The organism is Sphingomonas sp. BL-S-29 (assembly GCF_055521495.1).
In genome coordinates this window covers 1,484,506-1,506,465 of the sequence record NZ_CM145482.1, presented here as the reverse complement: position 1 = coordinate 1,506,465, position 21,960 = coordinate 1,484,506, and the positions used below count along the sequence as shown (strand labels likewise).

At 67.1% G+C, this 21,960-nt stretch carries 17 protein-coding genes; 8 read left to right on the top strand and 9 right to left on the bottom strand.

Features of this window, described 5'->3' with window-relative positions:
- From ACZ1I2_RS07255 to tcuA, 3 genes are read right to left on the bottom strand one after another with little or no spacing between them, the layout of a single operon-like run.
- Positions 1–1,416 (bottom strand): MmgE/PrpD family protein, encoded by a 1,416-nt coding sequence (locus ACZ1I2_RS07255; protein WP_465174591.1) that lies wholly within the window; start codon positions 1,414–1,416, stop codon positions 1–3.
- Positions 1,417–1,444: 28 nt separating this feature from the next.
- Positions 1,445–2,851 carry an MmgE/PrpD family protein gene (locus tag ACZ1I2_RS07250; RefSeq protein ID WP_465174592.1) on the bottom strand — a complete coding sequence of 469 codons (1,407 nt, stop codon included), beginning with the start codon at positions 2,849–2,851 and terminating at the stop codon, positions 1,445–1,447.
- A 32-nt stretch (positions 2,852–2,883) separates the two neighbouring features.
- Complete coding sequence (gene tcuA / locus ACZ1I2_RS07245; protein WP_465174593.1) at positions 2,884–4,434, bottom strand: FAD-dependent tricarballylate dehydrogenase TcuA; 1,551 nt, start codon at positions 4,432–4,434, stop codon at positions 2,884–2,886.
- Positions 4,435–4,620: 186 nt separating this feature from the next.
- Between tcuA and ACZ1I2_RS07240 the strand changes: the two genes are divergently transcribed.
- The gene (locus ACZ1I2_RS07240; protein ID WP_465170355.1) at positions 4,621–5,565 is read left to right on the top strand and encodes a LysR substrate-binding domain-containing protein; all 945 of its coding nucleotides are present in this window, start codon (positions 4,621–4,623) and stop codon (positions 5,563–5,565) included.
- A 298-nt stretch (positions 5,566–5,863) separates the two neighbouring features.
- On the opposite strand, the gene ACZ1I2_RS07235 is transcribed toward ACZ1I2_RS07240, so the two are convergent.
- A complete protein-coding gene (locus ACZ1I2_RS07235) occupies positions 5,864–7,039 on the bottom strand; it encodes a mandelate racemase/muconate lactonizing enzyme family protein (RefSeq protein ID WP_465174594.1) in 1,176 nt (391 codons plus the stop codon).
- On the bottom strand, positions 7,039–8,694 hold the full coding sequence (locus ACZ1I2_RS07230; RefSeq protein ID WP_465174595.1) for a GMC family oxidoreductase: 1,656 nt from the start codon (positions 8,692–8,694) through the stop codon (positions 7,039–7,041). Before ACZ1I2_RS07230 ends, ACZ1I2_RS07235 begins: the two co-directional genes overlap by 1 nt.
- A gap of 174 nt (positions 8,695–8,868) precedes the next feature.
- On the opposite strand from ACZ1I2_RS07230, the gene ACZ1I2_RS07225 reads away from it, so the two are divergent.
- The 4 genes from ACZ1I2_RS07225 to ACZ1I2_RS07210 all read left to right on the top strand — a co-directional run bounded on the left by ACZ1I2_RS07225 (position 8,869) and on the right by ACZ1I2_RS07210 (position 13,475).
- Positions 8,869–10,356 carry an aldehyde dehydrogenase gene (locus tag ACZ1I2_RS07225; RefSeq protein WP_465174596.1) on the top strand — a complete coding sequence of 496 codons (1,488 nt, stop codon included), beginning with the start codon at positions 8,869–8,871 and terminating at the stop codon, positions 10,354–10,356.
- A 112-nt stretch (positions 10,357–10,468) separates the two neighbouring features.
- On the top strand, positions 10,469–11,206 hold the full coding sequence (locus tag ACZ1I2_RS07220; RefSeq protein WP_465174597.1) for a cyclase family protein: 738 nt from the start codon (positions 10,469–10,471) through the stop codon (positions 11,204–11,206).
- Between the two features lie 135 nt (positions 11,207–11,341).
- A complete protein-coding gene (locus ACZ1I2_RS07215) occupies positions 11,342–12,931 on the top strand; it encodes a thiamine pyrophosphate-binding protein (protein ID WP_465181615.1) in 1,590 nt (529 codons plus the stop codon).
- A 4-nt stretch (positions 12,932–12,935) separates the two neighbouring features.
- Positions 12,936–13,475, top strand: coding sequence for a carboxymuconolactone decarboxylase family protein (locus ACZ1I2_RS07210; RefSeq protein WP_465174598.1), 540 nt, complete (start codon positions 12,936–12,938; stop codon positions 13,473–13,475).
- Between the two features lie 315 nt (positions 13,476–13,790).
- Here ACZ1I2_RS07210 and ACZ1I2_RS07205 read toward each other — a convergent pair whose 3' ends face one another.
- Positions 13,791–15,605 (bottom strand): NAD(P)/FAD-dependent oxidoreductase, encoded by a 1,815-nt coding sequence (locus ACZ1I2_RS07205; protein WP_465174599.1) that lies wholly within the window; start codon positions 15,603–15,605, stop codon positions 13,791–13,793.
- A 395-nt stretch (positions 15,606–16,000) separates the two neighbouring features.
- Between ACZ1I2_RS07205 and ACZ1I2_RS07200 the strand changes: the two genes are divergently transcribed.
- Positions 16,001–16,930, top strand: coding sequence for a TauD/TfdA dioxygenase family protein (locus tag ACZ1I2_RS07200; protein ID WP_465174600.1), 930 nt, complete (start codon positions 16,001–16,003; stop codon positions 16,928–16,930).
- Between the two features lie 26 nt (positions 16,931–16,956).
- Entirely contained in the window at positions 16,957–18,564 is a 1,608-nt protein-coding gene (locus ACZ1I2_RS07195; RefSeq protein ID WP_465174601.1) for a thiamine pyrophosphate-binding protein, read from the top strand.
- 3 nt (positions 18,565–18,567) lie between these two features.
- Here ACZ1I2_RS07195 and ACZ1I2_RS07190 read toward each other — a convergent pair whose 3' ends face one another.
- Complete coding sequence (locus tag ACZ1I2_RS07190; protein ID WP_465174602.1) at positions 18,568–19,296, bottom strand: SDR family NAD(P)-dependent oxidoreductase; 729 nt, start codon at positions 19,294–19,296, stop codon at positions 18,568–18,570.
- Positions 19,297–19,402: 106 nt separating this feature from the next.
- Here ACZ1I2_RS07190 and ACZ1I2_RS07185 point away from each other — a divergent pair, with 106 nt between their 5' ends.
- Positions 19,403–19,786 carry a carboxymuconolactone decarboxylase family protein gene (locus ACZ1I2_RS07185; protein WP_465170365.1) on the top strand — a complete coding sequence of 128 codons (384 nt, stop codon included), beginning with the start codon at positions 19,403–19,405 and terminating at the stop codon, positions 19,784–19,786.
- Positions 19,787–19,803: 17 nt separating this feature from the next.
- Here the strand turns inward: ACZ1I2_RS07185 and ACZ1I2_RS07180 are convergent, their stop codons facing one another.
- The gene (locus ACZ1I2_RS07180) at positions 19,804–20,742 is read right to left on the bottom strand and encodes an SMP-30/gluconolactonase/LRE family protein (RefSeq protein ID WP_465174603.1); all 939 of its coding nucleotides are present in this window, start codon (positions 20,740–20,742) and stop codon (positions 19,804–19,806) included.
- Between the two features lie 74 nt (positions 20,743–20,816).
- Positions 20,817–21,794 (bottom strand): LacI family DNA-binding transcriptional regulator, encoded by a 978-nt coding sequence (locus tag ACZ1I2_RS07175; protein WP_465170367.1) that lies wholly within the window; start codon positions 21,792–21,794, stop codon positions 20,817–20,819.
- Between the last annotated feature and the right edge of the window lie 166 nt (positions 21,795–21,960).

The following is a 21,960-nucleotide window of genomic DNA, read 5'->3' as shown; positions in this document are numbered from 1 at the left end:
TCACGAGGCCTTCAGCATCCCGGGCACGCCGGCGGCGACGGTCTGCACCAGGCTGGCGACCGTCGCGCTGCCCGGCATCGCCCCCATCGCCACGCCGGTGTCGCGCGCGCTATCGCCGAAATACCAGCGGGTGTTGCGGGCGAACTTGTCGAGCACGTCGTCACGCGACAGCGCAGCCTCGGGCGAACCGGGGTGGAACGGCACATGCTTGAAATAGCTACGCCCCGCCGCCTCGACGGTCAGCCGCGCCGGGCAATGTTGCGGATAATCGGAAAGCGGGTCGACCGAGGCCTCGACCAGCTGCGCGAGCCGCAGGATGCGCGGGTCGGACAGGCGCTCGGGCATGAAGGTCTCCAGCGCCACGTCGCCATCGACCAATGCCGCCGCCACGCCGAAATAGAGGCTGAAGCGTGCCTCGTGCGGTGTGCTCGGCGCTTTCTTCCGGTCGCGCGGTTCGGTGACGAGCGTCAGACCGGGCTCGGCCAGCTGGCAGGCGATGCCAGTGATCTCATCGACCGTCACGCCGTCCCGCACGAAATCCGCGAGGATCTGCTTGGCGGCTTCGATGAACGCGTGGAGCAGCTGGCAACAGGGATAGGGCTTGTACGCCGTCTCGGGCAGATACCAGCGTGTGCCCAGCCCCTCGCCCGCCCTGGCGAAATCCAGGTCGCCGGTGACCGGCGTCAGATGAGTCTGGAAAAAGCCGAACTTGCCCTCGAAGACGCTGTCCGGTCCGGAGATGCCCGCCATCGCCAGGTCGATCGCAAGCATGCCGGCATGGGCGCCCCACCCGCCATGCAGGATCTTGGCGGTCGAGCCGGTGCGGGTCGATTCCTGAATGCCGGAGGCGAAGGTGCCGCAGATGCCGAGCCCGTCGCCGATCTGCGCCGGGGTGGCGCCCGCCAGGCGGCCGATCGCCGCCGCGACACCAAAGGATCCGATCAGCGAGGAGGTGTGGTAGCCCCGCTCGAGAAAACGATCGCCGCCGACGAACCCGAGCCGGATCATCACTTCATAACCGACCACCGTCGCGTCGATCGCCTCGGCCAGTGTCGCGCCCCGCGCCTCGGCGGCGGCGAGCACCGCGGGCACCACGGTCGATCCCGGCCGGGCGAGCGACGAGCCGTGCTTGTCGTCCATCTCCAGCGCCTGGGCGAGCGAGCCGTTGACCAGGGCGGCCAGTTCCGGCCGCGACCTGGCATCCAGCCCGAACAGCGACGCGCCCGTCCCCGCGCCCCAGGCGCCCGCGAGCTTCGCCGCTGCGGCACCGCTCTGTTCCCGGGGATTGGCGCCCGCGATGCATACGCCGATCGAATCGACGATGTGCCACAGCGCCGCGTCGCGCACGGCGGGAGGAATCGCATCGCGCGTGAGCCCGACCGCGTAGTTGGAAAAGGCTTCGGCCAGCATCGTCATCGTCGGTTTTCCCTATGGTGGAGGATGGTCAGCGAACCTGCTGCAACACCTGGCCCAGCCGCTGCGACGGAGCCGCCTCATGCTCCAGATTGTCGATGATCTGCTCGACCTCTGTCACGGCGGCAGGGAGCAGCACGCGGCCGGCGAGATCGCGGAACTTGTCCCGGAGCGCATCCTCCGACATCGGGTTGCGCCAATGACCGGAACGATAGGTCTGGTCGGCCTTGTGCTCGGTGCCGTCCTTCATCGTGACCGCCACGCGCACCGCGCGCATCTCATGCTTGCCGCCGGCGTCGAGCTCGGGATCGACATAGACCTCGATGCGATTGGCGAGATCGATGATCGTCGGATCGCGCAGCTTGTCGTCGCTATATTGGTCGATAAAGGCATTGCCTTCGAGCAAGGTAACCGCCGCCGTGTAGGGCAGGTTCATCTGCGCGGCGATCGTCTCGCCATTGGGCACATAGGGCCAGCCGCAATGGACATGGACCATGTCGGTGGTGCCGATGCGCACCTTGGCGACATCGCTGCCATGAATGCCGGTGCGCGCGATGATCGCGCGCAGCGCATCGACCGAGGTCTGGCTGGAAGCGAGCGACGAATAGCGCTTGAAGCCGTTCTTGCGCATCTCCCAGTCGCTGCCCAGGCCGTTGGTCGCCCAGCTCAGGTCGTATTCCGACGAATAGGTCGAACAGAAACCCCCATAGGGCGCCTCGAGCACGTCGCGCACGCCGGTCAGCCCCTCGCGCGCGCACAATGCGGCGATGATGCCGTTCTGCGATGCCTTGCCCGAGTGGAAACGCTTGGCCATCGCGCCGAACTGCGCGGCCATCAGCCCCGCCGCCTGGGACCCGGCCAGTCCGAGCGCACTGACATATTTATCGGTGTCGAGATCGAGCAGCTTGGCGATCGCCGCCGCCGACCCGAAGGTGCTGGTGAGGCCGCACGGGTGGAAGCCGCGATGGAAGGCCGAGGGGCTGACGGTATTGCCGATCCGCGTGCCGAGCTCGTAACCGGCGACGACGGCGCGGATCACGTCCTTGCCGTCGAACGCGCCGAACGCGCCCTCGGTGCAGGCGAGCACGGCCGGGATAACGCCCGCGCCGTAATGCGACATCGACTGGTCGTGGCAATCGTCGAGTTCATAGCCTTGCGCGGCCGTGCCGTTGATGAAGGCGACGCCCAGCGGATCGGCCTTGACCTTCATCCCCCAGGCGCTCGCCGTCTGCGCCTGGCCCAGCAGACCGACGGTGCGCACCACTGCCTGAGTCCATTCCGTGTCCGCGCCGAACAGGCCGCAACCCAGGCTGTCGCGAATGCACTGCTTGGCATTGACGATCAGATCGTCGGGCAGATCCTCATAGCGCAGCCCGGCGGCGAATTCGGCGATTTCGCGGGTGACGCCCGGCACGGCGATCTGGGTTTCGGCGTTCATGCGGACTCTCTTCTGGCAGGGGATGGAAGCGTTCAGGCAGCGGATGCGGCCGGGGCTGGGGCTGGGGCTGGGGCCGGCGATGCCGACCTCGCGGTCGCGTAGGCGGCGGCGCTCGTCCCGGCGAGGCGGCCGAACACCGCCCCGCTGGTGAGCCCGCTGGCACCCGGATAGTTGAAGTAGAATATGCCGCCGACCATCTCGCCGGCGGCGAACAGGCCCGGGATCGACTGGCCGTTGGTGTTCATCACTTCGCCCTCGGTCGAGATCTTGACCCCGCCAAAGGTGAAGGTGACGCCGCAGGTGACGGCATAGGCCTCGAACGGCGCGGTATCGATCGCGCACGCCCAGTTGCTGCGCACCACGCCGTTGCTGGTCGCGCTGCGGCCGTCCTTGATATTGGGATCGAACGCCGCGTCGGTGTCGATCGACGCGTTGAACTCGGCGACCGTCGCCAGGAACTGCGCCTTGTCGATCTCCTCGATCTTGTCGGCCAGCTCCTCCAGCGTGTCGGCGCGGACCTTGGAGACGTTGCGCGTGCGATATTCGTCGCGCAGCAGATGCGAGACCTTCGAATCGAACACCTGCCAGGCCAGCTGGCCCGGCTGGGCGAGCACTGCTTGGCCATATTTGGCATAGGTGTAGTTGCGGAAATCGGCGCCCTCGTCGACGAAGCGCTTGCCCTCGCGATTGACCATCACGCACAGTGGATAGCTGTGCCGCTGATATTGCGGGGTCAGCGCCAGATCGCCGAAATCATTCGCGTTGCGCTCCCACGACACGGCGTGGCAGCCCGACCAATGGCCATAAGGCTGGGCGCCGGCGTCAAGCGCCATGCGCAGCCCATCCCCGGTATTATAGCGAGAGCCGCGCACCTTCGCGAGATCCCAGCCCGGCCCGAGATAGCGCGTGCGCCATTCCGCATTGGCCTCGAACCCGCCGCAGGCCAGCACGACGGCGCTCGCGAAGATCTCGCGCTCCTGCCGGTCGACCGCGACCCGCACCCCGGTGACCTCGAGGTCGCCGCGCACGAGATCGCGCACCCAGGCGTCATAGACGATCTCGATGCCGCGCTTTTCCGCCGCGCGGTACAGCGAGTCGACCAGGCCGGGTCCGCCCGCCTGCACCGCGATCGTCGCGCCGCCCCAGAATTTGAAGCGCCCGTCGACCCGATAGGCCTGGCGCCCGAAATTGGGGAAGAAGCGTACGCCCTGGTCGCGCATCCACAGGATCGTCGCGCGGCTGCGCGTCACCAGCAGGTCGCACAATTCGGGATCGGTGCGATATTGGGTGATTTCACCCATATCCTCGAAAAACTTGCCTTCGGTATAGGTGCCGAAATCACTGACCTCGCATTCCGCGTCGGTCAGGTCCGGGCAGAAAGCGCGGATGTCGTCCGCGCCTTCATAGACGGTGCGCATCAGCCCGTCGGTATAGGAGGTGTTGCCGCCCCGCTCACTCTCCGGGGAGCGTTCGAGCACGAGGACCGATGCGCCCGCATCCGCCGCGCTCAGCGCCGCGCACAGGGCGGCGTTGCCGCCGCCGACGACGATCACGTCATATCTGCGATCGAGACTGTTCCGCATCCCCGCCCTTTTCCGCAGGCAGCAGCCGACCGGCGCCGACGCACCCGACTTTCTGCAACAATTTCAGCGATGCAGCGCGCTATTCGCGCTGCCGACGGGGATCGTTCTAGCGAGCGGGGCTATGCTTGCACGAAATATTATGGCATCCTAGCATGCGATGAAAACATTGTCGGGGATGCGTGAGCCTTGAAGCTTCAGCAACTGAGATACGTCGTCGAGATCGTACGGCACGGCAATCATCTCTCCGCCGCAGCAGAATCCCTGAACACGTCCCAGCCGGGGGTCAGCCGGCAGATTCAGCTGCTCGAGCTGGAGCTCGGCTTCGAGATTTTCATCCGTACCCGCAACCGCATCATTGGCCTGACCGAGCCTGGTGAAGTGGTGTTTTCGATCGCGCAGCGCATCGCGACGGACGTTGCCGCCCTGAAGCGGCTCAAGAGCGACATGAATTCGGGCAATGGCGGCGTCTTCACCATTGGCACGACGCATTTCCAGGCGCGCTACACGTTGCCGCGTGTCGTCGAGCGGTTCGTGAAGCAATATCCCGACGTGAAGCTGGTCATGCGGCAGGGCGATCCCGAGGAAATCTGCCAGATGGTCGATGGCGGCGACGTCGACCTGGCGGTGGGGACCGAGACGATCCGCGAGTTCCCCAATCTGGTGAAACTGGACGGCTTCCAGATCAAGCGCATGATCGTCGCGCCGATCGGCCATCCCCTGCTCAGCGTTTCCGAGCTGACGCTCGCCGAAGTCGCGAAATACCCGATCATCACCTATGACACGCGCTACAGCGGCCGCTGGAAGGTAATGAAGGCCTTTACTGACGCGGGGCTGGAGCCGCGCGTCATCATGAGCGGCATCGATGCCGATGTGTGCAAGACCTATGTCGCGCTCGGGCTCGGTATCGGCATCCTGTCCGACCTGGCGTTCGATCCGGAACGCGACACCGGCATCGCGACGCGTGCCCTGGGGGATCTGGTGCCGTCCAGCACGGTGCATGTCGTGCTGCGCTCGAACACCTATCTGCGTCCCTATCTGCTCGAATTCATCCGCTCGGTCGCGCCGCACCTGACGCCCGGCGTCGTGCGTCAGGCCGTGCAGAATGTTCACAACGCGCGCAGCGCTGCCTGACGACGGCGGGTCGGGGATGGAGAAGGGTTCGCGCTGAGGCGCGGAGATGATCCGTCTCCGGCACATCCCTGCGCCCTTGATTCCGCGCGAAGCCTTCTCCGCCGATCCGTCCTGGAGCAACCTGTGCTAAATCCGGTTCACCTCTTCGGTTCCCCGGCGAAGGCCGGGGCCCAGTTGGGGGACGATCCTGAGCGGAGTTGCGCGTCGTTACTTCAGCTTTCCCAACTGGGCCCCGGCCTTCGCCGGGGAAGCCAGGAAGAAGGAGGTACCTCGCAGCGCATATTCAACGCGTTTCGCTTCAGCGCCTCACCTCTTCGTGCAGCAGTGTCATGCGGCGAAGCGCCTCCTCGTCGAGCGTCAGCCCCAGGCCTGGGCCCGTCGGCACCGCCACCGCGCCGTCGACGATCGTGAAACCGCCGTCCGCCACCAGCGGATCTGGCCCCAGCACGCCGGCGCCGAACACGAATTCCGCCGCGCCGAAGGTCCGCCGCGCCGGCACCGCCGCGCAATAATGCGCCGCCGCCGCCGCCTCGAACTGCGATGCGACCGCGAGGCCACCGCAATTGATACCGATATCGAAGGCGTCGGCGATCGCCAGCATGCGCCTGGCCGGCGTCAGCCCGCCGACCTTGTACAGCTTGATGCAGAATATATCGACCGCGCCGCTGCGCGCGAGTTCCGCGGCATCCTGGACGGTGAACAGGCTTTCGTCCGCCATGATCGGCACGCCCCGCGCCTGGCCCCGGATCGCCGCCAGCCCGGCGAGGTTGCGGCGCTCGACCGGCTGCTCGCAATAGCCGACGTCCATGTCGTGCATCGCATCGAGCGCGGCGACGGTTTCGGCGACGGTCCAGCCGGTGTTCGGATCCACGCCGATCAGCACGTCCGGCCCAACCGCCTCGCGCACGGCCGCGAAGTTTCGCACATCGGTGCGCCATCCGCCTTTGCCCGCCGCCTTCAGGCAGAGCACGCGCATGCCGAATTCGTCGATCGCGCGGCGCGCATCGTCGATCATGCGCGCGACGTCGTCATACAGGCTGACCGACCATTCGAGCGGGATGCTGTCGTGCGATCGCCCCCCGAGCAGAACATGGACGGGCACGCCCAGCACCTTGCCCAGCGCATCGTGGAGTGCGATGTCGAGCACCGCCCGGGCGGCGGGATTTCCCGCGAGCCGCGAGGTCATCAGCGCGTCGTTCGCCTCGAAATCCGCCAGCCGCCGCCCGATCAACAGCGGGCCGTAGATGTCGCGGATCGCCGCGACCACGCTGTGCACGGTATCGGCGACGAAATGGCCCGGGCTGATCGGCCGAATCTGGGCCACGCCGACCACGCCGTCCGCATGGATCTTGACCAGCACGGGCTTGCCGAGCAGCTGCTCCGGCGGGCCGGTATCGTAGCTGCCGCTGGAGAAGGTCCGCTTCAGCCGAACCGGGAGTTCGGTGACATGGATCTCGATCCGATCGATCGCCATCACGCCACCGCCCTGTGATCGTTGCGCCAGCTGTTCAGCACCATTTCCGCCCCGCGCTCGCCGAGCGCGATCGTCGGGGCGTTGGTGTTGGAGGAAGGGATCGTCGGGAAGATCGAGGAATCGATCACGCGCAGCCGGCCGACGCCGCGCACCCGAAGCGCCGGATCGACGACCGCGGCATCGTCGGTCCCGGCCTTGCAGCTGCCGACGATGTGCCAGGTCGTCTGGGTCGTCTCACGAATATAGTCGCGAATCTGCTCGTCGGTGACGGTGTCGCTGCCGGGGCGCGTCTCGCGCACGATCATCCGCTGCATCGCCGGCGCGGCGGCGATCCGGCGTACTGCCTTGATCCCGGCGAGCAGCACCTCCGCGTCATGCGGATCGTCCAGATATTTCGGGTCGATCCTGGGATGCTCCGCCGGATCGGCCGAGCGGATATGAGTCCAGCCGCGCGACCGCGGCCGCAGGCCCATGACGCCGATGGTGAAGCCGGAATGCGCATCCAGCCCATCCTGCGGGCGCCGCGCGTAGCGATCCTTTCCCGAGAAAGGCTGGAGCTGGAGCTTCAGGTCCGGGCGCGGTTCTTCAGGCGAGGATCGCATCACGGTATGCGCCACGGCGGAGCAGATCGACAGGAGGCCCTTGCCGAGAAGCGCGAACTTCAGCCCTTCCCTGATCTTCACGGTCGGGCGCTGGAGCGCATCGTTGATGGTGATCGGCCGGGTGCAATCGAAGGTCAGGCGGGTGTTCGGATGGTCGAGTAGGTTTTCGCCGACCCCCGCCAGATCGCTGACGACCGGAATGCCGTGCTCGCGCAGCAGCGCTGCCTGGCCGATCCCGGAAAGCTCGAGCAGCGCCGGCGAATGGACCGGACCGGCCGACAGGATCACTTCCTTGCGCGCCGCGATCCGCCTGAGCTCCCCTCCGCGGCGAAGTTCCACGCCGGTGGCGACGCCATCCTCGATCACCACGCGGGTCACGAGCGCATCGGTCATCACCGCGAGGTTTTCGCGGTTGCGCGCGGGCTTCAGATATCCCACCGCCGTCGACGAACGGAAGCCGCGCCGGGTCGAATATTGCAGATAGGACGCGCCTTCATAATGGCCGTCATTATAATCCTCGACGATATCGAAGCCTGCCTCCCCGCTCGCCTGCACATAGGCATCGGCCAGCGCGTCGAAATGCTTGAGGCTGGTGACACCGATCGGCCCGTCATGCCCGCGGGTCGCGGGGTCGCCGGGGGCATAGCTTTCCATGCGCTTGAAATAGGGAAGCATGTCGGACCAGCCCCAGCCCGGCAGGCCCATCGCCTCCCACGAATCGAACTCGCCCGGATCGCCGCGCACATAGACGCAGCCATTGATCGAGCTCGACCCGCCGAGCATGCGCCCGCGCGTCCACAATTGGGTGCGGTCGTTGAGCGCCGCCTGCGGCTCGGTTACCAGCGGCCAGGTATGGGCGGGGTCCTTGAGCAGGTTCACCACCATCAGCGGGATATGGATGTTGATGCTGGTGTCGCGCGGGCCTGCCTCGATCAGCAGCACCCGCTCGCGCCCGTCCTCGGACAGCCGGGCCGCGACCGCGCATCCCGCCGATCCCGCGCCGACGACGATGAAATCGAAATCGCCCGCAAAATTGTCCCGCGAGCTTGTCATTGCATATCCCCAGACCGATCCATCGCCCGAGCGGGATAGGCGCCGACAGCCCTGCCGCACCAATATGATTTTCCGGTTCACGATGCCCTGGCGGCATGCCGGAGAGGGAAACGGTATTGGAAAGCATATCGTCCGATCCGCTTAACCCGGCCCAACGACCCGCAGGAGAGACGCGTGCCGAACCCTTTGCCCGCTTATGGGCTTTATATCGGCGGTGCGTGGGTCCCGGCGAGCTCGGGCGAGGAATTCCCGACACTCAACCCGTTCCGTCAACAGCCCTGGGCCATGATCCAGCAGGCGAACGAGGCCGATGTGGCACGCGCGGTCGCGGCGGCGCGCGAGGCGTTCGAGACGCATTGGTCGCGCACCCCGGGGGTGGAGCGGGCGCGGCTGATGAACCGTCTGGCGGACCTGCTCGAGCGCGACGCGGACCGGATGGGCACGCTCGAAAGCACCGATAATGGCAAGATCGTGCGCGAGACGCGCAGCCAGATGCGTTTCGTGGCGCGCACCCTGCGCTTCTTTGCCGGCTATGCGGACAAGCTGTGGGGCAAGGTGATCCCGCTCGATCGCCGCGACATGTTCGATTATGCCACGCTCGAGCCGCTCGGGGTGGTCGGGCTGATCACCGCGTGGAACTCGCCGATCGCGCTGCTCGGCAACAAGCTGCCGGCGGCGCTGGCCGCGGGCAATTGCGTGGTGGTCAAGCCATCCGAGCATGCCTCGGTCACCACGCTCGAATTCGCCAGGCTGGTCGAGGAAGCGGGCTTTCCGCCGGGCGTGTTCAATGTCGTCACGGGCGACGTCCGCACCGGGCAGGCGCTGGTCGCCGGCGGCGGGCTCGACAAGATCAGCTTCACGGGCAGCGGCCGCGCCGGGCGCGAGATCGCCGCCGCGGCCGGGCGCAACCTGACGCCGGTGGTGCTGGAGCTGGGCGGCAAATCCCCCAACATCATCTTCGAGGACGCCGATATCGGGAAAGCGACGGTCGGCGCGCTGGCCGGGATCTTCGCCGCGACCGGCCAGACCTGCATCGCCGGATCCCGGCTGCTGGTGCAGCGCTCGGTCTATCCCGGCATCGTCGACGCGCTCGCGAAACGCGCGGCGCAGATCCGGCTCGGCGACCCGCTCGATCTTGCGACCGAGATGGGAACGGCGGCCAACGAGCCGCAGTTCCAGCGCATCCTGTCCTTCATCGAAGGTGCGAAAGCCGAGGGTGCGCGGCTCGTCGCGGGCGGCGGGGCAGCGACCGGCGACGGCCTCGGCGACGGGCTGTTCGTGCAACCCACGATCTTCGCCGATGTCGACAATGGCATGGCGCTGGCGCGCGAGGAGATTTTCGGGCCAGTCCTTTCGATCATCCCGTTCGCTGACGAGGAAGAGGCGATCCGCATCGCCAATGACACGCCGTTCGGGCTCGCCTCCGGCATCTGGACGCAGAGCCTGAACCGCATGCACCGCGTGTCGGCCGCGCTGAGGACCGGCATGGTCTGGGTCAACACCTATCGCGCCGTCGCCGCGCAGACGCCGTTCGGCGGCGTCAAGGAAAGCGGGGTCGGGCGCGAACGCGGCCAGGAGGGGCTGATGGAGTTCCTCACCACCAAGAATGTGATGATCAACCTGTCGGAAGACGATCGCGATCCGTTCGCGGTGCAGACCTGACCTTGGCCGGAATCGAGATGGAATGACGATCGGAGAGATCATGAGCGCAAGCATCGTCGGTCGAGCGCGCGGGCCTGTGGCCCGAAACACCGCGGGACGGTGAGCGGCCGATATGTGCGATCGTTGCGACCAGACCGCCAGCGGATGGCTTGGATGGAGCGCACTGCCGGTGCCGGCCAGTTCCAGGCCGGACGGCGACTGGATCGACCTGAGCCACGCCGTATCCCCGGCGATGCCCTGCGCGTCGATCTTCCCCGCGCCGAGCTTCGAGCGGCTGCGCTCGCTGCCTGTCGACCCCTTCAACGTCACCGAGATCCGCATGGTCGCCCATGCCGGCACGCATGTGGATGCGCCGATCCATTATTTCGCCGATGCGCCCGACGCCGCCTCGATTCCGTTCGACCGGCTGCACGGCCCCGGCGTGGTGTGGCACATCGAGGCCGAACAGGACGAAGTGATCGGCGTCGCGACGCTCGAGCGATGCCGGCCGATGCTGCGCGAGGGCGATATCCTCGCGCTCGACACCGGATGGGCACGCCGGTTCGGCACGCCCGATTATGATCGCCATCCAAGCCTGGACGCCGAGGCAGCGGCATGGCTGGTCACGCGCGGCATCAAGATGCTCGCCTGCGACTTCGCGACGCCCGACCTGGTCTATCACCTGCGCGCGCCCGGCTTCGACTGGCCGGTGCATCGGACCCTGCTGGCGCGCGGCATCCTGATCTGCGAGCATCTGACCGGCCATGCCGCGCTCGCCGGCGCGCGGGCGGAGTTCCGCTTCGGCGTCTTGCCCATCGTCGGGGGAGATGGTGCGCCCGCTCGCGTCTACGCCCGGCGGCTCGCCTCATGAGGGTCCTGAGACTGCCGCACCGCATCGGGGAGACCCGCCATCTATAGCGCAACCGATCCCGCCGCATCATCGACGACCGGCCACCATTATCTGGCGGACTGGATGGATCAGTGCGGGGTCAGCCACTTCTTTCACATGCCCCTGCTCGCTCCGCGGGCGATCAAGGCGATGAGCGCGAAGGGCGTGCAGCCGATCGCGGCGCATTCCGAAGCCGCGGCGGCCTATATGGCGGACGGCTATGCGCGGGCATCGGGTCGGGTCGGCGTGTGCGGCGCGCAGGCGATCGGCGCCGCAAATCTCGCCGCAGGGCTTCTCGACGCGCTGATGGCCCATGCGCCGGTACTGGCGATCACCGGCGGCGGGCTTCCGCATACGCGGGAGCGCAATTTCTACCAGGAAGTCGACCAGAGACCGGTATTCGCCGGGCTGACACGGTTCGCCGCGCGGGTCGAGTCCGTCTCGCGCCTGCCCGATCTGCTCAACCAGGCGGCGCGCGCGGCCACCAGCGGCGCTCCCGGGCCGGTCCATCTCGAACTGGGCGGCTTCATGGGCGGCATGCTCGACGATGAAGTCTCGTCGCCGCACCGCCCCGAGCCGCACAGCGCCGCCGCGCCCTGGCTGCGCGCGCCGGCCGATCCGGCCGCGGTGTCACGCGCCGCGGCCCGGCTGAAAGCCGCCGCACGGCCGATCGTCATCGCGGGCTCCGGAATCCGGTCAAGCGGTGCGGGCGGCCGGCTGCGCAATTTCGTCGAGCAATGGCAGATGCCGCTGGCGACCTCGCTCGATGCGAAAGCGGCGCTGCCCGACGGGCACCCGTTGAATGCCGGGGTAACGGGCAATTATGCGCGCGACACCGCCAACCGCGCGGTCGCGGAGGCCGACCTGATCCTGTTCGTCGGCTCCACCACCGGCAGCATGGTGACCAGCGACTGGCAGGTCGCGCGTCCCGGCATCCCGGCGATCCAGATCGATGTCGATCCGCGCGAACTGGGTCGAAATTTCCCGCTCGAGGTGGCGCTGGCGGGCGATCCGGCGACGGTTCTGGACCAGCTGGCGCTGCATGCCGAAGGCGGGGCGCCGGAGCCCTGGCGTGCGCGGATCGCCGCCCTCAAGCGCGAATGGGCCGAGGCAGCCGCACCCGGCGAACGATCCGACGCCGTGCCGATCGTGCCGCAACGCCTGTGCCGCGATCTTTCGGAGGCGCTGCCCGACGGTGCGCTGGTGGTGGTCGATACCGGCCATTCGGGCGTGTGGGCAGCGCGCAACCTCTATCTCGACCGGCCCGGCCAGGGCCTGTTGCGCGCGTGCGGGTCGCTGGGCTGGTCCTATCCCGCGTCGCTCGGCGCGAAATGCGCCGCGCCGGAACGACCGGTGATCTGCTTCAACGGCGACGGCGCATTCCTCTATCATCTTGCCGAGATGGAGACGGCGATGCGATACGGCATTGCCACGGTGACGGTGGTCAACAACAACAATGCCTATAGCCAGGAGAAGCCGGTGTGGCACGAAAGCGCCGCATTGGACGAGAACTGGCGCTTCACCCCGGTCAGCTATGCGCGCGCGGCCGAAGCGTTCGGATGCAAGGCCTATCAGGTCGAAAAACCGGGCGACCTCGCCACCGCGCTCCGCTCCGCGCTGGCCGAGCACGGGCCGACCATCGTCGAGGTGATGACCGACGACCAGATCACCGCGCCGCCGCCATGGCGGCCCGCAACGCGAGGCTGATGCCATGAGCCGATTCCCCTATCCCGACCCCGAGACGCTGTCGGAACAGAAGCGCCACGTCTTGACGGGCGTGGAAGGGAGGGTGCTCAACGTCTCGCGCATGGCGATGCACGCCCCCGACGCGCTGTGGCTGGCGCAGCGCCGGCTGGGCCGGGCGGTGGTGTTCGACTCGACACTCGACGAGCGCCTGCGCGAGATGCTGATCCTGCGCGTCGCCTATCTGTCGGACTCGGACTATGAACTGTTCCATCATCTGAGCATCGCGGAGAATCTCGGTGTCACCGCCGCCCAGCGCGACGCGATGCGCAGTGGCGATTTCTCCGGCCTGACCGACCGGGAGGCCGCGCTCGCGACGTTCGTCACCGAGGTGGTGCGCGACGTGTCGCCGTCCGACGCGAGCCTGGCCCGCGCGCGCGACTTCTTTCCGACCGAACAGCTGTTCGAAATGGTCGTGCTGTGCGGGGGCTATATGCTGACCGCGCGCATGGCCGCGCTCGGCGGCGTCGAACCCGACGAGACCGCCGTCGCGAGCTGGAAAAGCTAGAGGAATCACCTCTCCCCGTTCGCCCTGAGCTTGTCGAAGGGCTGTCCTTTCTTCCGAGGAAGAGAAGAGCGGGGCTTCGACAACCCCGGATCAAGTCCGGGGCCGAACGGGGGTGGTGGATGAAAGCGACCAGCGCTGCTCTAGAGCAGCGTGCGTAAAATCAGAACCGTTCGTCCTGAGTAGGGGCTGAGCTTGTCGAAGACCCGTATCGAAGGACATTGGAGCGCGTGACGCTTGTCCTTCGATACGCCATTTCGACAAGCTCAATGGCTACTCAGGACGAACGGCTGTGGTTCAGATTTACCGCTCGATGCTTTAGCCTTTCCAGTCACCCTCGCCCAATGGCGGACGCACGATCGTGGGCGCTTGGAAGACCGGCGTCGCGATCCCTTCCATCCGCGCCTTGATCTGGATCGCCAGGTGCAGCGAGTGGATCCGCGACTGGATGAGATTGCCGCCGTGGAACCATAGCCCCTCCTGCGCGGTCGGCTTCCACATGTTGCGCAACTCGCCCTCCCAAGGTCCGGGATCCATCGCCGTATCGGAGCCGAGCCCCCAGCATGGGCCGATCGCCTCGGCGACTTCCGGAGAGATCAGCATCGCCGCCCAGCCGCTCATCGGCCCATAGCCGGTCGCATAGACGATCACGTCCGCGGGCAGGGCCTCCCCGCTCGAGAGCACGACCTGATTGGGCTCGATCCTTTCCACGCCGATATTGCTGCGAACCTTGATCTCCCCATCCGCGATCAGATCCGACGCGCCGACGTCGATATAATAGCCCGAGGCCCGACGCGGATATTTGCCGCCGATCGCCGTCTCGTCCTCGCCGAAGTCGATCAGGAAGCCGCTCGCACGGAGACGCTCGTAGAACGCCGCGTCCCATTGCTGGATCGCGCGGCAATTCGCCCGGTCGAGCGGCTCGCGCGCACGAAAGGGCAGCGAGCTGACGAGCAGGTCGGCATCGTCGGTCGTCATGCCGGATTCGACCGCGTCCTCCGAAAAATAGCCGCGGTCCTGCAACACGCGCAGCGACGACGCCTTGATCACCGTGGTCGGCGACCGCTGGATCATCGTCACGTCCGCCGCATTTTCCCACAGATCGGCGGCGATATCATGAGCGGAATTGTTGGCGCCGATCACGACCGCGCGCTTGCCGGCGAACTGCGCCCCCCCGGGATGGTCGCTCGAATGGAACTGAATCCCCTGAAAGCTTTCCGCGCCGGGAATGGCGGGCACCGCCTTGATGCCCGAGAGGCCGGTCGCCAGGACCAACTGGCGCGGATGCAGCGTGATCGTCTCACCCCTGCGCTCGACCGTCACGTCCCAGCACCGGTCGCGCGCGTTGAAAGCCGCCGAGCGGCAAATGGTCGCATTCCAGATGTCGAGTTCCATGATCTTCGCATAGGCCTCGAGCCAGTCGCCCATCTTGTCCTTGGGCGTGTAGACCGGCCAGTGATCGGGAAACGGCAGATAGGGCAGATGGTCGATCCACACCGGATCGTGCAGGCACAGCGACTTGTAGCGGCTGCGCCAGGAATCGCCGGGCCTGTCGAGTGCGTCGATGACCAGTGCGGGCACGCCGATGCGCTTCATCCGCGCCGCCAGCGCCAGGCCGCCCTGCCCGCCCCCGACGATCAGACAATAGGGCTGGACCGAATGGCCGAGCGTCGCTGCGACCTCCTCGCGCTCGTCGCTCCAAGTGCGGCGCTCCTTCAGCGCACTATGCACGGCGCCTTCCACCCGGCGGCGCCCCGCCGGCTCCTCGAAGCCCTTGAGCGCAAGCCCCGAGGTCAGCAATGTCCAGCAGCCACCGGCACGCAGGCGGACATAGGCCCGTCCGCGGATCGCGCGGGTCTCGAAGTCGAACCAGCCTTCGACCTGCCCGTCGCCCGAAGCGGCCTGACGCACCGCGGAGATCGAGATCGGCCCGACATGACCAGCCTGGCTGCGGACGAGCGCGGCGACGCCATCCGGCTTTTCCACCGTCACGATGTTCCAGGAAAACGCGACCAGATCGCGCCAATAGCTTTCCTCTTCGGAGAACAATGCGGCGACTGCGTCGGCATTGCCCGCGTTGAACGCCTCGACAAAAGCCGCCGTCCAATCCCGAAGCGCCGTACCGTTCGTCACATCCACACCGATCCCCTCCCCGCATGCCCCACTCATCCCAGTCCGCGAGACGGGCAAAGCCGCCCGGCAACGCCCTGACGATACGGGCCTTGCAGGGGCGTTATCGCACTGGAGATGCGCTGCATAATCGCGCTGCGGCATTGTCCAGACGCATGGCGAATAGCGCCCTTTCATGCCGGCGATACCCGCCAGGCAGGGTAGTATGACTAATCATCATCAAACCCGGGTTTCGAGCAATTTAAGCTTTATTTATCAATAAGTTCGCTCATCAGCATTACAAAATGTACGGAAGTCGCCCTGTTGCCGACGCGCCGGTTATGCCCATAGACGTCGCTGCGTACTGCCGAGGCGGGCCGGATGATTTCGACCTCGATCGGTTTCGACAGGAGAATGTCATGACGGTGCAGATCACCGCTTCGCTCGACCAGGCTTCGCAGCCCCTGGCGCTGGACGCCGCGGCCATCCATCCGCTGTTCGGCGCCCGTGTCGAGGGGATCGACCTGTCCGCGCCGCTGGCGCCCGAACAGATCGACCAGGTCCGCGCCGCGATGGACCATTATGGCGTGCTGGTGTTCCCGGACCAGAGCCTCACCGATGAACGGCAGGCCGATTTCGCGCGCCAGTTCGGCACGATCGAGGCCACCCCGACGCTGGTCGACCAGGAGCGGCGGCGGCTGCCGAACATGCAGATCAACGACATCTCGAACCTGGGTGCCGATGGCCAGATCCTGGCAGCGGACGACCGCCGACGCATGTTCAATCTGGGCAATCTGCTGTGGCATAGCGACAGCAGCTTCAAGCCGACGCCGGCCTATTGGTCGATGCTGCATGCGCGCGTCATTCCGCCGCGGGGCGGCGAGACCGAATATATCGATACCCGCGTCGCCTGGGACTATCTGCCTGAAAATCTGAAGGCGCTGACCCGCGATCTGGTCGCTGAACATTCGCTGATCTTCTCGCGCGCGCAACTCGGCTTCGACGAATTCAGCCCGTTGGAAATGGAACGGTGCGCGCCGGTTCCGCAGCGGCTCGTGCGGTATCACGCCGAATCGGGGCGCCTGGCCTTGTATCTGTCGGCCCATATCGGGCGCATCCGGGGCTGGGAAACGCCCGAGGCGACGGCGCTGATCCGTGAGCTGACCGAGCATGCGACGCAGCGGCACTTCGTCTATACGCATCGCTGGCGCGTCAACGACCTGGTAATCTGGGACAATCGCTGCACGATGCACCGCGGCATGCGCTATGACGACAAGGTCTTCCCGCGCGATCTGCGGCGCGTGACGCTCGAGGATGTCGGCCCGACCCTGGAACAGGCCGCCGCCTGACACTCCCGCACAGGACATCGACTATCGTGACTCATCCAACCGTGACCGAGGCCCTGGTCGCGCGCCTGAGCGAGCGCGGCGTCACCCGCATGTTCGGCGTGCCGGGGGGCGAGTGCAATCTCGACTTCATTGCCGCCGCCGAGGCGGCAGGCATGAAATTCATCCTGACGCGCACCGAGACCGCCGCCGCGATCATGGCGTGCGTCACGGCGGAACTCACCGGTACGCCGGGTGTCGCGATGACGACGCGCGGGCCCGGCCTCGCCGCTGCCGCGAACGGCGTCGCCTATGCCGATCTCGATCGCGTGCCGCTGCTGCTCATCGCGGACGGCTATGAGGACGGGCAGGCCTATATCAGCCACCAGCGCATCGACCAGCCCGCGCTGCTGGCGCCGATGCTGCGCGCGTCTTCCGATCTGCGCGGTGCGGACCCGCTGGCCGAACTCGAGCGCCTGCTCGGCGCCATCGAGGAGCACCCCCACGGCCCCGCCTATCTCGAGGTCGCCGGCTCCTTCATCCGTCGTCCGGCAAGCCCGCCGCCACCGGCCATGCCGCCCGCGCCCTTTGCGGATCTGGACGACGCGGCGGTCGCGCGGGCACGCGAATTGCTCGGCGACGCCCGGCGCCCGATTCTGATCGCCGGGCTCCAGACCAGGTCGAGCGCGGCCGGCAACGCGCTGCGCGCCTTCGCCGCCGCCTCGGGCTGTCCGGTGCTGACCACGTACAAGGCAAAGGGCGTGGTGTCCGAACACACGCCGCTCGGCCTCGGCCTTTACGCCGGCGGCGTCGCCGAGGAACCGCTGATCCGCGCGGCCGACCTGATCCTGCTCTATGGCTTCGATCCCGTCGAAGGCCCGCCTCAGCCGTGGCGCTATGCCGGCATCCCGACGATCGAGCTGACCGAACACCCGCACGCGCACATACTGGTCGACAGCGACGTGACCCTGATCGGCGACCTGCCGACGGGCCTCGCCGCGCTTGCCGACGCGATGCCGGCACCGGGCTGGAGCGCCGAGGAGCTGGCGACCGCCAAGCAGCGACTCTGGTCGGCCGCGCGCACGCCGACCGGGCCGGGCATCGCGCCGTCGCAGCTGGTCGACGCCGCGATCGCCGCGCTGCCCGCGGACAGCCGCATCACGATCGATGCCGGCGCGCATATGCTGCCGGTGCTGCACCTGTGGCAGTCGCCCGGCCCGAACCTGTCGCTGATCTCGCGCGGGCTCTCCACCATGGGGTTCGCGTTGCCTGCCGCGATCGCGGCGAGCCTGGTCGAGCCGGAGAGGACCACCATCGCCTTCACCGGCGACGGCGGTCTGATGATGTGCCTGGGCGAACTGGGCACGGCCATTCAGGCAGGCGCGACACCGATCGTCGTCCTGTTCAACGATTCGTCGCTGACCCTGATCGGCGAGAAGCAGAAACGACGCCAGCTCGCGACGGCCGGGGTCGATTTCTCGTCCACCGATTTCGCCCGGATCGCCGCCGGCTTCGGCTGGGCCGCGACCCGCGTCGAGCGCGTCGAGGAGCTTGCCGATGCCTTCGCCGCGGCGCTGGCCGCGCAAGTGCCCGCGCTGATCGACGTGGTCATCGACCCAGGCCAGTATGAGGCTCAGATCACCGCGATCCGTGGCTGAAGCTCACCCGGCGAGATAGCCGCCATCGACCGGCAGGACCACACCGGTGATGAAGCGCGCGGCGTCCGAGGCGAGGAACACCGCCGCCCCGCCGACATCCTCGGGGTCGCCGATCCGCTTCTGCGGCGTGCGCGCCATGATCGCGGCCTCGCGCGCCGGGGTCTTTTCCGAATCCGGGACAAGCGCGGATTCGACGAACCCCGGTGCGATCGCGTTGACGCGGATTCCGTCCGGCCCCCATTCGACCGCCAGCGCCTTGGTCAACTGCATGACCGCGCCCTTGGACGCGGCATAGGCGGCCGCATTGCCGGCGGCGACGAAGGAGCGGATCGAGGCGAGATTGATGACCGCGCCCCGGCTTTCGCGCAGCTGGGCATGAAAGGCCCGGCACAGGTTGAACGGCCCGGTGACGTTGACCGCCAATGTGCGGGCCCAGTTCCGCGGCGCGTCGGCATCGGTGATCCGGCCCGGCACGATGACCCCCGCATTGTTGACCAGGATCGCCAGTGAGCCGACTTCCCGGGCGAGCGCCTCGCATGCCGCCTCGTCCGACACGTCGAGCTGCCGTCCCGTCGCCCCCCGGCCGATCTCCGCCGCCGCCCGCTCCGCCTCCGCACCGTCCAGATCGACCAGGACCACCCTGGCCCCGGCTTCGGCCAGTGCCGACGCGATGGCGCGCCCGATACCCCGCGCTGCGCCGGTGACCAGCGCGACCCGCCCCTCCAGAACCATGTAAATCTCCCCAATCTGGCTTCTTGTTACCGGTATCGAATTCGGTTAGGCGCGGCAAGCGCGTGGCTGCGGCTTGTGCAAAACTACCAGTATCGGGAGCCAATCGATGAGCAACGACATGTACGAACGCGGCCTCGCGCTGCGCAAGGAAGTCCTCGGCGCCGACTATGTCGAGCGATCCTTCGCCAATGCCGATGACTTCAGCCGCCCGATCCAGGACATGTCGACCGAATATTGCTGGGGTAAGGTGTGGAGCCGCGAAGGCCTGTCGCGCCGCGACCGCAGCCTGCTCAACCTCGGCATGATCAGCGCGCTCAACCGGCCGCACGAACTGAAGCTGCACGTCAAGGCGGCGCTGACCAACGGGCTTACTCGCGACGAGATCCGCGAGATCCTGCTGCAGGTCGCGGTCTATTGCGGCATGCCCGCCGGGCTCGACTCGACACGTATCGCCCGCGAGGCCTTTGCCGAGGTGGATGCCGGCAAATAGCCTGCATCCGTCCGGCGCTACGGCAATCTCGGCTTCACCGCCGTGGTGAGGCGCACCCGCCAGATGTCTCCCTTCAGCGCTTCGGTGATATAGAGATATCCGTCGTGCACGGTCACGTTGGTGGTGCCCTTGCCGGCTTCGGGCGGCAGTTCGACCCGGCCGAGATAGCGCCCGGTCGGCCCGGCCACGCCGATCGCGCCGTCGCCGAAATTGGCCCACCACAGCCGCCCCTCGGCATCGGTGGTCATCCCGTCCGGGCCCACGCCGCCTTCGGTGCGCAGATAGGTCCAGCTGGTGAGATAGGGCGCCGGCTTGTTCGCCGGCGGCAGCACGATGATGCTCTTGTCTGCATAGAGCCCGACGAACAGCCGCGTCCCGTCAGGCGACAGCGCGATCCCGTTGGGGAAGGGCAGATGATCGGCCAGGATGCGCGGCTCGCTCTTCTCGCCCGGCGGAAGATAGATCACCATGCCATCGGGCTCGAGCCGCGTCGCCGTGACGCGCGCGGTCATGTAGAGCCCGCCATCGCCGTCGAAGACGAGATCATTGGCACCGACGATCGGCTTGCCCTGGACCATCGCGGCCCGCACCGTGAGCGTTCTGGTGCGCGGATCGAAGATCAGCAGCCCGCGCTGCGCATCGGCGACGAACAGACGGCCATCGGGGTGGAAACGCGATCCGTTCGCCTGCCCCTCGGTCTTCGCGACCGTCCGGCATTGGCCGTCGACGACCTGCAGGATGGCGCCGCCGCGATAGTCGACCGTCCACAGCGTCCCGTCGCGATCGAAATTCGGCCCTTCGACGAACACGCCGCACTGCGCGACGCGCTCTACCCGGCACGCGCCGCACAGGGATGCCAGGCCGTTTAGCGTGTCCGACCCGTCTGCGGCGGCGGCGTGCCCCGCGGCAAGCATCGTCGCCATGGCGACCATCTTCCTGACGACGCCCATCCCCATCCAGCCTCTCCTCCCGATTGACCAGATACCGGTATCAGCCTCCATCCAGGGTAGCAAATGCCCGATCGGCATGATCAAGCACTGGCGCGATGCACGATCTCGAAACCCAGGTCGACGGAGCTGATCGGCAGTTCCTCCTGCCCGACGCGCGCGAGCAGCATCTTCGCGCTGCGCTGCCCGATCTCGTACCGCGGCAGGCGCAGGGCTGTGATCGCCGGGTTGACGAAGCGCATCAGATCGAGGTCATCGAAGCTCGCCAGGGCCAGTCGGCCAGGTACCTTCCAGCCACGCCGGTCGCAATCGAACAGCGCGCCGACGGCCAGCACGTCTCCGGCGCAGAACAGGGCATCGGTATCGGGCATGCTGCGCTGAACATATTCGACGGCCTCGGCACCCCCGACGAATCCGCGCGATACGGCGATGGTCAGGCGCGGATCGAAGGGCCGCCCCAATTCCTCCAGCGCGTCGCGAAACCCGAGTTCGCGCTCGGTCGCGCGCGGATTGTGCGCCAACCCGGCGAAGACGATCCGGCGATATCCCAGCCGCGCGAGATGCAGGGTCATCGCCTTGGAGGCGGCGCGGTTCGAATAGCTGACGACCATGTCGATCGGTTCGGCGGGGATGTCGCCGCTTTCGACGACCGGCACACCCGCCGCGCGAATCATGCGCGCCGCGGTGGCGCTGTGCCGGGTACCGTGCAACACCAGGCCCGCCACGCGCTGCGCGAGGAAAGTCGCGATGACTCGCTCTTCCTCTTCCGCATCATCGCCGCTTTCGGCCACCATCAGCTGGAAACCGGCCGGCCGCAGCACGTCCGAAATGCCCTTCATGGTTTGCGCGAAGATCGAGTTCTCGAGGCTCGGCAGCACTAGCCCGACGATGGTCGAACGGCTCGACGACAGGCTGCGCGCAACGTGATTGTGCACGTATCCGAGGTCGGCAACGGCCTTCTCCACCCTCGTGCGCAAGGCTTCCGTCACCATGTCCGGCTTGTTGAGCGCGCGCGACACGGTCATGCGGGAAACCCCCGCGCGCGCGGCGACTTCGCGCATGCGCACTCCGGTTATCATAGGCGATTTGCTGGCTGGCACGCCAAAGCTCCTGCACTGATCGCGCGACACTAGCAATCGACGATCCGTGCGGTCCAGCGCCGATACGATACGGCTTGTCACGCCATTCCCCTGCCTCTAGAGGCTTGATACCGGTAACTAGATCAGC